The sequence below is a fragment of the Rossellomorea marisflavi genome (genome assembly GCF_022170785.1).
GTDB classification, from domain to species: Bacteria; Bacillota; Bacilli; order Bacillales; family Bacillaceae_B; genus Rossellomorea; species Rossellomorea marisflavi_B.
Genome location: NZ_CP081870.1, coordinates 1,041,529 through 1,054,592 on the forward strand (window position 1 = coordinate 1,041,529; position 13,064 = coordinate 1,054,592).

Below are 13,064 nucleotides of genomic sequence, written 5' to 3' on the forward strand. Positions count from 1 at the left end.
ACCATGAACCGGTTCAAAACAATCCTGTTTTTCCTGGCCGCCCTGATCATCCTCTCCGGATGTCGCGTCGAATGGACCAGCTCGAATGGCAAGGTGGAAAAAGAAGAGCAGGGGTTCACCCTCGACCTGTTCAACGATCTTGAAAAAGGCATGACCTATCCGGAAGTCGTGGATGTCATCGGTCAACCTGGCGTACCGGAAGGCGAGGAAGACAACGGCGAAAACGATTCAGTCTACAGATGGGAAGATGAGGAGAAGATGGTTAGGCTTGTGTTTGAGCGAGGGAAGCTTACAGTGAAAGAACAGTTCGGGTTATGAAGAAATGCACCGTCAGATGACGGTGCATTTTCTTTTGCGGCTTACCAGCGCAGCATGGTCTCAAACGAGGTATAAAAGATAAATAGACATACCGCGATGAGCAAACTAGCTAAAACCTTTTTATTATTCTTGTACTCTTCAATCCCCATGATAAGGATCATACCGCCCATGAACAAAAGCATAAGGGGGACATAAGTGAAATCATCCGCCAGCATTCCGTAAAGAGCGAATGACCCGGTGAGGATAGCAAGCAGGATCCGCAGGATCTTTAACAAGGAAAGGCCTCCAATCAACATACTGTTCTCACACTATCATACATGACGACTTTTAAAAATCCCCTTGAAAAACATTTTATACCATATTACCTTCAAGTGGAGGAGATTGATATGATGATAGAAGAGATTCCAGAGATGAGAATCGCCTATTTCAGGAACATAGGCCCGTATGGAGGAGAAGCAAATAAGGAACTCATGGAAAAGGTGAAATCGTGGGCAAGAAAGAATGACATTCTGGAGAATTCGTTGATACTCGGAATTCCACAGGACCACCCGGATCTCACGCCACCGGAAGCCTGCCGCTACGACACAGCCGTGGTGATCGCCTTGGATTTCGAGGTGAGAGGAGAGGCCATGGAGGGCACATTTCCAGGAGGGACTTACGCGGTCTTCACACTGGACCACACCGAAGAAGCCGTAACGGAATGGTGGAAGCACATGCCATCGGATATTGAAAAGAGCGGATTATCCATAAGAAACCGTCCCATCGTCGAACGATACACCGATGAACTGATCAAGCAGCATCGGTGTGAAATGCTAGTTCCTATTGAATAAGAAGTAGTGGTGGCAAAGACCGACACCTATCCTGTCGTGAACCATGAGAAACCACCATGATCAAAAAGTGCAATGAAGCGGGCGCCCGCAGCGGAATGAAACGGCCTTCTACTTTTTTCACATTTCCTTCAATCATTGGAGGAGTTTCTCCCTTTGACACAAAGAATTGATATTCAGTTTATATTCCCTTGATAGAATGATCCCGTAAGCTTAATCATTCTGTTCATAGGAGTTGTCATACATGAAGAAAGTATTAGCACCCATCACCGACTGGGTATCGACCAAGCGGGGGATGTGGATCACGATCATCACATGGCTCGTAGTCATGATTGCCTTGAGTGCCGGTCCTAAGCTCTCGGACTACAAGGTGACGGATTTTCAATCGCTGCCCGATGATGCTCAGTCCATCATTGCAGATCAAAAAGTAGAGAAATACTTCCCAAATGACCAGGGAACTCCGGGGATCCTCGTCTTTCACAATGAAGATGGAAAGGTGAAGATAGAGGATGCCAATGAGATCCTAAATGCGATCCGTGCTGAAAAGATCGAAGGGATCGATTCCATCGTGGACATCAGCAAGCTGCCGCCACCTGCCCTGGAAGGGTTCACGTCGGAAGACGGTTCCACGATGATCGTCCCGATGAATCTCGAGAAAGGCCTCGGGAATGACGAATACTCGACCATCAACGATGAAGCCTCCGAGATCGGGAACGACGTGGCGAAAGGCCAGGATGGCACAGACTTCTATATCACAGGTCCTGCCGGGATCGCAGGAGATACGGTGAAGCTATTCGAAAGCGCCGACTTCGTTCTGTTGATCGCGACCGTGCTCATCATCCTTGTACTCCTGATTGCCATTTACCGCTCGCCGCTTCTAGCGATCATCCCGCTCCTCGCGACGGCCATCGTCTATCAGGTTGCCAATCAGGCCATCGCCCTCATGGGGTCGGCCGGTCTTGAGATCAACAACTCGACGACGTCGATCATGAGCATCCTGCTCTTCGCCGCCGTGATCGACTACTCGCTGTTCGTGTTCTCACGCTACCGTGAAGAGCTCAACCGCTATGAAAGCAAGTATGAGTCAATGAAGCAGGCTATGAGGGCTACGGGAGAACCGGTCTTTTTCGCCGGTGGTACCGTGCTCGCCGCCATGCTCATCCTGTTCTTCGCGAATTTCCGTGATTACTCGAACTTCGCGCCGGTGTTCGGAATGGCCATGCTCGTGATCATGCTCGCGTCCATCACCCTTGTTCCGGCCTTGTTCACCCTGTTCGGACGAAAAGCCTTTTGGCCGAAAGTACCGAAATATGGCCAGGAAAAAGAAGTGAAGCACAAATTCTGGGGACCGGTAGCCAAATTCGTGGTGAAAAAACCGCTTGTTGCCGGAGGGGCAGTCGCGGTGTTCATGATCATCACCGCCGCCAACGTCCTGAATCTTGATTTTGAATTCAATATGGTCAAATCCTTCCCGGATGACCTGCCATCACGCGTTGGATATGAAATCGTCGAAGAACAGTTTGATAAAGGGGAACTCGCTCCTGCTACGTTCTTGGTGGAGAGCAAAAAAGAGCTCTCTGATGAATCTGTAAAGGCACTACAGGAAAAACTGGATTCTTATAAAGAAGTGGCTTCCGTCAGACTGTCCGGTGTGACGGAAGATCGTGACGCAGCATCGTACAGCATCGCGTTGAACACCGACCCATACTCCGTGGAAGCCATGGATTTCATGAAAGACATCCGCGACAACGGCGATCGGCTTCTGAAGGATGCATCGATTTCAGGTGATTCCCATGTGGCGGGTGTGACGGCGAAGCTCGTCGACGAACGCGACGTGAACAACCGGGATATTCTGACCATCGTTGTCCTGGAAAGCGTTCTGATTCTTGCGCTTCTCTTCTTCCTGACCCGTTCATGGAAGATGCCGCTGTACATGATGGCGACGATTCTGATTTCATACGCATCGGCACTGGGTGCGGGACTCTTCCTCATCGATGTGTTCTTCGGGTATGATGCCATCAGCACGAGGGTGCCGGTCTATGCCTTCATCTTCCTCGTCGCCCTCGGGATCGATTACAACATCATCCTCGTCTCGCGTTTCATGGAAGAACGCAGGGTGCACGGGGTGAAGCAAGGACTCGAGATTGCCATACGCAATACAGGAGGCGTCATCTCGTCAGCCGGGGTCATCCTTGCGGCCACGTTCGCAGCCCTCATGACGATGCCGATCGCCGACTTGTTCATCTTCGGATTCATGGTATCGATCGGGATCTTGATCGACACCTTCCTGGTCCGCGGCATGCTGCTTCCGGCCCTCATCCTCTTCTTTGAGAAGGATAAGAAGGAAGCAACGGAATAACGTGAAGAACCACAGGCTCATAAGCCTGTGGTTTCTTTTAAACCAAACCGAAGAGAAGATAAAGGGCCATGGCCCAGATGAAAAGGGCAGAGCATTTGTTGAATACCGTCATCACTCTTCCAGCAGGATCAACATGCTTCATGGTAGATCCGGCGAAGATAAGTCCGAGGAACCATAGCCATGAAACACCGATACAGGCACAGGTGAATAGGAGTAGATCCATTCCGGTATACGCCAATGCGCTCGTCCCGATGACCCCGACCGTGTCAAGGATGGCGTGGGGGTTGAGGAGAGAGACGGAAAGGGCGAAGACCATCTGCTGTTTGATCGGCATGGCACCATGAGTCGAAGCACTTGCCCCTTCGGTCTGCCAGAGTGACCACCCCATATAGACCAGGAACAGGACTCCGCCGATGATCAATCCTGTGCGAAGCCAATCAAACGTAAAGACGATGACGGATAAGCCGGTTACTGATAACAGAATGAGTAGGGTATCGCACAGGGAAGCAGTGACTGCTGCTGGTAGTGCTTTCGGAATGGAGGGTTGTGCTGCCCCCTGGGAAAAGACAAACACATTTTGCACACCTAAAGGAAGGATAAGACCGAATGCCAGTAGGATACCATGAAGAAGGGCGTCCATTGCACCATCTCCTTTCTTCTTTCATCATACTGTGTTACAACTAAAAGAAAACAACCAATTGGATGGTTTTTCACCCATCCAATTTTCAAAGGAGAACAGGATGGACTGGAAACCCAATCGTCACACCGTGATCAGCATTCATCGGCAGATCACCGACCGGATCAAAGCCTTGATAGAAAGAGGGGATTGGAGCACCGATATGCGAATTCCCCCTCAAAGGAAGCTTGCAGAAGAATTCGGTGTGAACCGAAGTACCATCCAGACAGCCTTGGATGAGTTGAAAGCAGACGGATATCTTGAAGGGAGGATCGGGTCCGGCATCTATGTTACCGGGAATGCATGGAACTTTCTGATGGACCAAGCGCGTCCGAACTGGCAGCGTCACATTGAAACCGGCGTCCACAAGCCCAATTACCACACCATTCAATTGATCAATGACTATGAGCAAAAAGACGATATCATCAGACTCGGCACAGGAGAGCTGTCACCGGACCTCCTTCCTGCCAAGGAACTGGAAGAATCCCTCCGTTCCATTACCCTTGATGCACGGGCCATCGGATATTCATCGCCACAAGGCAGCATAAAGCTCCGGGAAGCCCTATCTGCCCGACTTGAGAAACGGGGCATTACGGTATCCTCTGATAATATCTTGATCGTTTCAGGAGCCCTGCAGGCTCTCCAACTCATCGCCGTCGGTTTGTTGGAGGAAGGGGCGACGGTCTTCCAGGAGGGTCCCTCCTATCTCAACTCTGTCCATCCGTTCCAATCAACGGGCATGCGGATGCAAGCCGTCAACAGAGACGGAACGCTATCTTCCACGATCCGTAGCCAAAAGGGGCAATCCCTTTTCTATTGCGTCCCGACCCTGAATAATCCTACGGGTTACAGTTGGACAGTAGAGGAGAAAAAATCATTCTATACCCTCTGTCGTGACGCCCAGATTCCAATCATTGAAGACGATGTGTACCATGAACTTCAGTTCGGGGAAGGCAGCCCATCGTTGAAGTCCATGGATGAAGCTGGCCATGTCCTCTACCTGGGCAGTGTGTCGAAGACCTTAAGCCCCGGTCTTCGAATCGGGTGGATCGTGGCCCCGACGCCTGTCATCAAGAGACTCGCTGATATCAAGATGCAGACCGATTATGGCTCAAGTGCGTTTTCACAAGAAATCGTCGCTCACTGGATGATGTCCGGAAGGTATGATCGCCATGTGGAGAGGCTTCGTACGCGTCTGCAGGAGAGGGCGGAACGAATGGAAAAGCTCTTATTGCGGCAGTATCAGGATATTGCTACGTGGAATCGTCCATCTGGAGGTTTCTATATCTGGATCCGATTCCATGCACCCATTGTGAATAAAGCCTTGTTTCTGAAGGCGCTGCAGAGGAAGGTTCTCTTGAATCCAGGCTATATTTATGACCCTGGGGATGCTCATCACATCCGCTTGTCGTTTGCCTATGCATCCCTGCATGAGATGGAAATCGGCTTACACCAATTGCGTAAAATCATAAAAGAAAGGAGGGATGCGCCATGAAGATCCTCGTCGTAGATGATGATCTCCATATCCAGCGTCTCGTGTCCATCCACCTAACCAAGGAAGGCTACCACGTGCTTAAGGCATCGGATGCCGATGAAGCCCTGCGCCTCTTGGAGGAAGAAAGGGTGGATCTCGCCATCGTCGACGTGATGATGCCCGGGATGAATGGGTTCGATTTGACGAAGATCCTGACGGAGGACCTGTCCATCCCCGTCATCCTCCTGACCGCAAAAGGACAGCTTGAGGATAAGGAAAAAGGGTTTCTTTCAGGGACGGAGGATTACATCGTGAAGCCCTTCGAACCAAAGGAGCTTTTGTTCCGCGTCCAGGTGATCCTGAGACGTTATGAGCGCAGTATGCGGGATGAGATCGTGATGGGGAACACGTCCATCAACCGGAAAACCTTCGAGGTGGTCATCAATCAGGAAACGCTGATCCTGCCCCTGAAGGAATTCGAAATCCTTTATACCCTGATGGGACGGGCCAATAAGGTGACGTCCCGGGGGCTTCTGATCGAGGAGATCTGGGGCCTTGAAGAAGAAGGGACCGAGCTCCGCCTCAACACCCATATGAACCGGATTCGGGACCGCCTTAAAAAGCACGGATCAAGCGTAGAAATCCATACGGTCCGAGGGGTCGGGTACCGATTGGAGGGGTCATGATGAAGACACTCTACAAGCAGTTCATCGCCGCTACCCTCCTGATCCTGGTCGTCAGTACGGTGCTGGGCTTTTTCCTCGCGAACTTTTTCTATATGAATTACACGAAGAAGAAGACCGATCAGCAGCAGGAGGACCGGGCCAAGGAGATCGTGAAGGTGCTCGATGCCATGCATCATTCGGGGGAAACATTCGACCGGTATCTAGATTCCGTTTCGAAGCTCGGCTATCAGATTTATGTGACGAACGGACAAGGGGACGAGCGTTTCTATGGTCTTCCCTTTAAGAATGAAGAGTTTCCGGAAGAAGCAGAACGGGTCCTGACAGAAGGGGATGTTTATCACGGCATCAGCAACTTCTCGACCCTGAACTTCATGTTCGGTCATTTCTCCAATGAGCTTCAGAACACGGTGGGCGTGCCGTTCGAGTACGACGGGGACACCTACGGTCTGTTCATCCGGTCCGACACGAAGCTTCTGGCATCGGACTTTCATACGGTCCTCGCCGGGTTCATCGCCGTTATCGCGATACTCAACATCGTCGGCATGATGATGCTCGCCAAGCAGCTTACCCGTCCGATCTCAAAGCTGACGGAAGCGACGAGGCAGGTGTCGCAGGAGAACTTCAGCTACCCCATCGATATCCACCGGAAGGATGAGATCGGGGAGCTGTCCGAGAGCTTCCACCGCATGCAAAATCAGCTTCTCCATAATGACCGGGCCAGGAAGTCGTTCATCAGCTCCGTCTCCCATGACTTCCAGTCGCCCCTCATGAACATACAGGGCTATGCGGATCTCTTGAAGACCGTAGAAGGGGAGGAAGAACGGATTGAATACGCAGAGGTGATCGAGAGGGAGACGAAGCGGCTGTCGAATCTGACCAAGCAGCTCTTGCTCCTCACCTCCCTGGATCAGGAAGCCTATCCTCTCAAGGTCACGGATTACAGTCTGGATGAGCAGCTGAAAGCCGTCATCCGGAAGTACCGCTGGCGGATGGATGAAGAAGGGATCGAGCTCTCTTATAAAATCCCGGCCGCCACGGTTAGGGCCGATGAAGAACTTCTGGAGAATGTGTGGGAAAATCTCCTCACCAACGCCATCAAATACAACCGTGAAGACGGGACGATCGGAATCACCCTCGAGCAGGACGGGGAGACCCGGGTCATCATCAGCGACACGGGAATCGGCATCCCTGAAGATAAAGTGTCGCAGGTGTTCGATAAATTTTACCGCGTCGATGATTCTCGAACGAAAGAGGGGACTGGCCTCGGACTTTCCATCGTGCGGCAGATCATTTCCCTTCATGGAGGAGAAGTGGCCATCGAAAGCGAATTGGGTAAAGGAACGCGCTTCATCATCACCCTGCCTTCAAAGGAGAATTAGCATGGTGCCATTCCGCCCCATCATTATGACAAGTCAAGATACTGCCTACCGGGAGTATGCGCCGCATCCCGCCCTTTCGTCCCTCATCGTTTGCTACTGGCATTCGGTGCCGGTGAAAGGGAAGGGGACGCGACTATCAAGCGTCATTGTCCCCGATGGGTGCACCGACATCATTTATGATAGGGATGCCCTCACTGGCCGGTACGAATGGTCCTACTGCGGCATGTTCGATGAATATATCCATGCCACCAATCCGGGAGGAGACGGGTCAACCACATGGGGCATCCGCTTCTATCCGGGGGCGTATCACCGCATCATCCGTGAGAAGGCATCGACCCTTTCCGGTACATCGGTGCTTCTCGATGATCTATCACCTGCCCTTGTGAGGGAATTGACAGTGCTCGCGGAATCCTGCTTGAGTATAGCATCCCTTGATGCCTTTTTTCTGAAAAGATGCGAGGACCATACACAGTCCCCCAGGTCCATCCAGGCGGAGGCAGCCGTAAGATTGATCCTGGAAGGCAGAGGGAGCCTGTCCGTGAAAGAGGTCGCGGCAGAACAGTTCCTTTCAACCCGGACCCTATCCCGGCTTTTCTCAGACTACGTCGGGCTCACGCCGAAGAAGTTCAGCGCCGTCATCCGTTTCCAGTCCCTTGTGTCTGATTACGTGGGGAGCGGCGGGGCAAACGTCGGAGATGTGTCCGCTGCCTTCTATGATCAGTCCCATCTTTACCATGACATCCTGAAGAAGACGGGGAAGACCCCGTCCCAGCTCAAACTGTCCGATTTTTACAATCATTCCTGAAGAGAAACCTGTACGATGGAGAGGAAAGGGGAAATGAATATGATACCACAGCGAATATCACTCGTAACACTGGGGGCGGAGGATCTGCCGAAGCTCCGTGCCTTCTATCAGTCACTGGAATGGGAGGAAGCAGACTTCAGTTCCGATACATATGGCGTCTTCAAAACGGCCGGGGTCATGCTTACCCTGTTCCCTCATGAGGAGCTGGAGAAGGATGCCGGCGTCCCCCTCGCCAAACCGACGGAAGGCTACAAGCCTGTCACCCTCGCGATCAATGTGGAAGAGAAGGAAGAAGTCGATCGCATCATCGACACCATCCGGTCGAAGGGCGGCACCATCCTCCGCGAACCGAGCGACGCCTTCTGGGGAGGACGCACCTCCTATTTTGCCGACCCGGAGAAGAATCTGTGGGAAGTGGTGTGGAATCCTTCTTCGACGTTCGATGAGCGCGGAGCAATGCTGACTTTTTAAAAGTCGGCATTTTTTTGATGAAAGGAATGAACGATGATGAACTGTGAATGTGTAACCGGTACACCCGCTAAAATCCGGATCCAGGGCGACGTCGGTGCCGACCCCATTTGGTGCCATTCGTGCGGAAGCAACCTTGAATTGGAAGAGTTGCACCTCTCCGATCCTTTATCAAAAGAGCTCGCTGAGTGGGGTCGATCATACGGGGAATGGATTGATTGGGATAGTGATAAACTCCGACCCGGCGGAATCGAGATGGAGGAAGTCTTCAACCAAAAGGGCAGCGAGCTCACGTCCAGGGTGAAAAAAGAGCTTGTGGGAAGGTTCGATAGCATATACCTCCCCTCCACAAGTGCCCGATTCTATGCATCTATTGAAAAGCGTCGGTGGTGATGGCACCGGCCTGCGCATGGACTCTAGTAGACTCCCACTAAGCGTGCCCGGTTCCAAACTGACGGATGTTGCCCGTGATAATCAGGAGAAGAGTCGATTAGTAAGAGTCCCTGTGGAATTGCCCATTTCCGCCATAAGGACGGAGCTATCCTGAGCCAATAAAATACAAAAAGAAGCCGTTACAAGAAATGGCTTCTTTTTGTATGGTCCTCGACCCATTTCCTCACCAAGTGGTTGAAAGAATCCGGATTGGCAAGGGGGGCTCCATGCCCGACACCTGGAAACATGTATAGTGACCCTTTGGCTTTTGTTTGAATATCCTCGGCAGATTTTTTCATGATCGTCCTTTCTTTCCCTCCTGCGGTCACAAGCACACGGGCGGTTGTTTCTTGAAAGGAAGGGGGGATCTTGAATGACATATTCTCCACCAAGATTTGTTCCAATGTTGAGGCTTTTAGCTCCCTGCTTTCTTCCCAGTAGTTCTCAACTAAAACATCAGGTAGATGAAGGCGGCGTGCCTGAAGCTTTGCGAACCAACGAAGTCTCGTTAACGGATGGGTGAGTCTCACAAGGGGTCGGATGACTGGGATGAGGGACGGCATCGGACGGGTCAGTGCGCTGTTGATGATGGCCGTCTCGGCACAGTGAGGGTTCATGCTTAGCATCTGCACGATGAGTTGGGCCCCCAGGGAAAAGCCGATAAGGTGGACAGGCTTCCCGGAGGATTTCTCTTCGATCATCGTGAGGAGGAGTCCTGCCGTCCCCTTCATCGTAAAGTCCAGATGCCGGCTTCCCCCATGTCCTGGCAGATCTGGAACCACACAATGGTAATCGGGGAATGCCTCTATTTGTTCGTTCCACATCCACCCGGATACTCCCCCGCCGTGAAGGAAGACCAATAAAGGAGCGCTTGTTTCTCCATATTCACATAAAGACAAGCTCATTCTTAGCACCCCTTTCAGTTAAGAGACAGATGCGTTCTCCAGTGATTCTTCAAGATCAATCTCCCGCGTATCCTTCATGAGCATCGTCACACACCCGATGGCCGTGATCCATAGCCCGCAAAAAAGGAACACCCATGACACGCCCACAAGATCCGTGAGCCAGCCCATCAATAGGGAGGATACCGGAATCAAGAGGACGGAGGCGCTGGTCAGGATCCCGTTCACCCGTCCGCGGAGATTCTCCGGGACGATGACCGCCATGATCGTCTGCAGCATGATATTGGCCGTGGTGACGAAAAACATGGCGAATCCATAGAGGATGAAGGCGATGGACATAGTCTGGATCAGGGCCATGGCAGCCAGGAGGGACCCAGAGAAGATAAAGCCTGCCGCCATGAGGAGAGAGGGCCGTACCTTCTTCTGAATGAATCCGATGATGACCCCAGCAATGACGCCGCCGACAAGTCCTGCCGAATTCAGGAAGCCGAAATCCTTCGCATCTCCCCCGTACTGACTGCTCGTCAATACGACGAGGAGGGGACCGAATGAAGCGATGTTGATGACGATACAAAGGAGGGCAATTTTCTTTAGGACCGGGTGGTCTTTGATCGCCTCCACTCCCTGGCGCATCTGGGTGCGCATGGACGGCCGCTCTTCTTGCACAGCTTCCGTATCGAATGGCTTCAGCACCCGGATAAAGGTCAATGCCAAGGCAGAGAACAAGAAGGCGACCGAGTTGATGAGTATACTTCCGGCCAGTGAGAACAAGGTGATCAGGAACCCTGAGGACGCATTGCCGGCCAGGGAAGACAGCTGACTGGTGGAGGATTTCATCCCGTATAGGGACGCCACCTTATCTTTGCTCACGATATTGGGGACGACCTTGTTCTCTGCTGGATTCGTGATGCTGTAGGCAAGGTAAAGCAGGAAGACGACGGCATAGATGATGAAGACAAGGGTGAGTCCCTCTACATATAGGGAGGAGACGAATAGAATCCCCAAGAGGACGCTCGCGGAAAGAAGGGCAAGCCGCAATAGTTTCACAGGATCAAAACGGTCGACGAGAACGCCTGCGAGGGGGCTTGCCACCACCATGGCAATCATACTCAAAGCCGCAATGACGGATGCCCCGAAGGCAGAGCCCGTTTCCGAATAAATGAACCACATCATGGCAAGATTGAACACCGTGCTGCCATAGGTTGATGTGACGTCGCTGATCAGCATGAGAACGATGTTTCGTTTGGTAGGGGATGCCTTCAATGGAAATACCTCCAGATTATGGTTTTTTAAGATTGATAAAATCGTACCACTATTTTCTGGGTAATGGAACTGTAAATTTGAATTTAATTAAAATATTTATGAGTAAGGGAGATTGTGAGTGTGATATAATGAGTATCATTAAAGTTGGAGGTGTCGCGAGATGGGGCAGATCGGAAAGCGGATTCGGCAGATCCGGAAGCGAAATGGAAAAACACTGGCTGATGTGGCCGGGGATAAGCTTTCGGTGAGCATGTTGAGTCTGATTGAAAATGGGAAGTCCAACCCCACCATGGACAACCTCCGGCACATTGCCCGGATGCTTGAAGTGGGCGTCAGTGAATTGATCGGGGAAAGTGAAGGGGAAACGACGGAGCTTTGGAGGCAGGTCGAGGAGTGTTTATCGGAAAAAGGATTCACCGATCCTGACCGGGTGTACGGCCTGATCCATCCCCATCTCGATGAAATTGCACACACGTACCACGGTGCGGAGGTCTTTAAGATGTATGCCTATCTATTGGCCCTGAAGGGTGATCAGGCAGGTGCCACTCAATATATTGAAAAAGCCGAAGGGGTCTTTCTCAACCTGGGGCACAGGCAAAAAGCAACCGAAACCCGTCGGGATCTTTCTATGTTCCATTTTCTGAACGGCCAGTATGAAGAAGCATTGGAGACCATCCTTGAACTCAAACGGTTGATGGAAACAGAGCCGGAGATGACAGAGACCCCCGCGCTTAAGATCAAAGTGTTTTACAACATCGGCGGGATTCACCTGGCACTCGGTAATCGGGAAGCAGGAAGGGACTTTCTATATGAAGCAGCACAGGAGAGTGCCCGGACGAGGGATATGACACGGGATCATGAAATCCTTTCAAACGGTGGATATCTTGCCTTGATTCAAGGGGACATGGAGAGGTACCGCTACTACCATGATCGTTTGGCGCTGCTCGTCCAACTGACGGATGCAGAAGAAGTCCGGTTTGCCTATTACTTTTTAAAGATGTTACACGCCTATCTAATAGAAGGAAATCCAGAAGAAATCGTTGGCCTTCATGCCCTCTATGAGGAGCAACCCGTTAAAGATAAGGCAATGAAGCTTGTGATGGACAGTTATATGAATCTGTATCTTGGAATAGCTTATTTCCATCTCGGTGAGCATGACAAGGCATTGGGGTATCTATCTCAAGTCCACGTACAGAATCCCATGGCCCGACACCCTTATGACGTGGCCACCAAAGCAGAATCGTATGCCTACAGTGCCCTGATCCTTTTTCGTAAAGGGGAAACAGAAGAAGCAAAGAAAGAAGCTATTAGTGGCAGGGAGTCCGTACTGCCACTAATTGACCATCCGTCAAGGGACTTTGTCCTTTCTGTATATGAAGAGGTCATGAATCAAACGGGTGCCATGAAGGAGCCTCAAGGCTCCCTTCATGCAAAATGGAAAGAACAACTATAAAAAAAGGAACGGGAAGTGTGAC

14 protein-coding genes are annotated in these 13,064 nt (G+C 51.4%); 10 read left to right on the plus strand and 4 right to left on the minus strand.

Annotation, left to right across the window (positions count from 1 at the left end; genetic code table 11):
- Positions 1 to 3 precede the first annotated feature (3 nt).
- Entirely contained in the window at positions 4 to 318 is a 315-nt protein-coding gene (locus K6T23_RS05525; RefSeq protein ID WP_238283834.1) for a hypothetical protein, read from the plus strand.
- Positions 319 to 359: 41 nt separating this feature from the next.
- Here the strand turns inward: K6T23_RS05525 and K6T23_RS05530 are convergent, their stop codons facing one another.
- Positions 360 to 593 carry a DUF3953 domain-containing protein gene (locus K6T23_RS05530; protein WP_053428311.1) on the minus strand — a complete coding sequence of 78 codons (234 nt, stop codon included), beginning with the start codon at positions 591 to 593 and terminating at the stop codon, positions 360 to 362.
- 105 nt (positions 594 to 698) lie between these two features.
- Here K6T23_RS05530 and K6T23_RS05535 point away from each other — a divergent pair, with 105 nt between their 5' ends.
- Both K6T23_RS05535 and K6T23_RS05540 read left to right on the plus strand, forming a co-directional pair.
- Positions 699 to 1,148, plus strand: a complete 450-nt coding sequence (locus tag K6T23_RS05535) for an AraC family transcriptional regulator (RefSeq protein ID WP_238284383.1) — start codon at positions 699 to 701, stop codon at positions 1,146 to 1,148.
- A gap of 241 nt (positions 1,149 to 1,389) precedes the next feature.
- The gene (locus tag K6T23_RS05540; protein WP_238283835.1) at positions 1,390 to 3,504 is read left to right on the plus strand and encodes an MMPL family transporter; all 2,115 of its coding nucleotides are present in this window, start codon (positions 1,390 to 1,392) and stop codon (positions 3,502 to 3,504) included.
- A gap of 37 nt (positions 3,505 to 3,541) precedes the next feature.
- Here the strand turns inward: K6T23_RS05540 and K6T23_RS05545 are convergent, their stop codons facing one another.
- Positions 3,542 to 4,144, minus strand: a complete 603-nt coding sequence (locus K6T23_RS05545; protein WP_148985130.1) for a LysE/ArgO family amino acid transporter — start codon at positions 4,142 to 4,144, stop codon at positions 3,542 to 3,544.
- Positions 4,145 to 4,244: 100 nt separating this feature from the next.
- On the opposite strand from K6T23_RS05545, the gene K6T23_RS05550 reads away from it, so the two are divergent.
- The 6 genes from K6T23_RS05550 to K6T23_RS05575 are packed head-to-tail and all read left to right on the plus strand — an operon-like array spanning position 4,245 to position 9,385.
- On the plus strand, positions 4,245 to 5,675 hold the full coding sequence (locus K6T23_RS05550) for an aminotransferase-like domain-containing protein (RefSeq protein ID WP_238283836.1): 1,431 nt from the start codon (positions 4,245 to 4,247) through the stop codon (positions 5,673 to 5,675).
- Complete coding sequence (locus tag K6T23_RS05555; RefSeq protein WP_238283837.1) at positions 5,672 to 6,340, plus strand: response regulator transcription factor; 669 nt, start codon at positions 5,672 to 5,674, stop codon at positions 6,338 to 6,340. Before K6T23_RS05550 ends, K6T23_RS05555 begins: the two co-directional genes overlap by 4 nt.
- Positions 6,337 to 7,719: a sensor histidine kinase gene (locus tag K6T23_RS05560; RefSeq protein ID WP_238283838.1), complete on the plus strand. Its 1,383-nt coding sequence runs from the start codon at positions 6,337 to 6,339 to the stop codon at positions 7,717 to 7,719. Before K6T23_RS05555 ends, K6T23_RS05560 begins: the two co-directional genes overlap by 4 nt.
- 25 nt (positions 7,720 to 7,744) lie before the next feature.
- The gene (locus K6T23_RS05565) at positions 7,745 to 8,524 is read left to right on the plus strand and encodes a helix-turn-helix domain-containing protein (RefSeq protein WP_238283839.1); all 780 of its coding nucleotides are present in this window, start codon (positions 7,745 to 7,747) and stop codon (positions 8,522 to 8,524) included.
- A gap of 39 nt (positions 8,525 to 8,563) precedes the next feature.
- A complete protein-coding gene (locus K6T23_RS05570) occupies positions 8,564 to 8,995 on the plus strand; it encodes a VOC family protein (protein WP_238283840.1) in 432 nt (143 codons plus the stop codon).
- 33 nt (positions 8,996 to 9,028) lie between these two features.
- Positions 9,029 to 9,385, plus strand: coding sequence for an MBT domain-containing protein (locus tag K6T23_RS05575; protein ID WP_238283841.1), 357 nt, complete (start codon positions 9,029 to 9,031; stop codon positions 9,383 to 9,385).
- 179 nt (positions 9,386 to 9,564) lie between these two features.
- Here the strand turns inward: K6T23_RS05575 and K6T23_RS05580 are convergent, their stop codons facing one another.
- Positions 9,565 to 10,329, minus strand: coding sequence for an alpha/beta fold hydrolase (locus K6T23_RS05580; protein WP_238283842.1), 765 nt, complete (start codon positions 10,327 to 10,329; stop codon positions 9,565 to 9,567).
- Between the two features lie 18 nt (positions 10,330 to 10,347).
- Entirely contained in the window at positions 10,348 to 11,589 is a 1,242-nt protein-coding gene (locus tag K6T23_RS05585; RefSeq protein ID WP_079515113.1) for an MFS transporter, read from the minus strand.
- Positions 11,590 to 11,749: 160 nt separating this feature from the next.
- Here K6T23_RS05585 and K6T23_RS05590 point away from each other — a divergent pair, with 160 nt between their 5' ends.
- Positions 11,750 to 13,042, plus strand: a complete 1,293-nt coding sequence (locus K6T23_RS05590; RefSeq protein WP_148985135.1) for a helix-turn-helix domain-containing protein — start codon at positions 11,750 to 11,752, stop codon at positions 13,040 to 13,042.
- Positions 13,043 to 13,064: the final 22 nt, after the last annotated feature.